1 pseudogene is annotated in these 236 nt (G+C 73.3%); it reads left to right on the top strand.

The features are described 5' to 3' along the window. Positions 1-236 (top strand): annotated as a pseudogene (locus ACQG3P_RS23745) (endonuclease/exonuclease/phosphatase family protein); the annotation flags it as partial.

Raw genomic sequence — 236 nt, 5'->3', positions numbered from 1 at the left:
GCGACCTCACCTGCCTGGCCGCCCGCCCGGACACGCAGGGGCGGTACCAGAAGACCACCCTGCAACCGCCCGGCGGCGCGGTACCCACTTTCCCGAGCTGGCGGCCGGCCCGGGCCATCGACCACATCCTGCTCAGCAGCGGCCTGCCGCAACGCAGTGCCGACGCGGTACCGGCGGCGTTGTCCGATCACCAGGCACTGGCCATGGAGAACGACGTGCCGAGCGACGCCCTGCGC

The organism is Stenotrophomonas sp. SrG (genome assembly GCF_050031795.1).
Classification (GTDB): Bacteria; Pseudomonadota; Gammaproteobacteria; order Xanthomonadales; family Xanthomonadaceae; genus Stenotrophomonas; species Stenotrophomonas rhizophila_A.
Note: the sequence above shows the minus strand (reverse complement) of the source record. Positions and strands in the feature narration are given on the sequence as shown.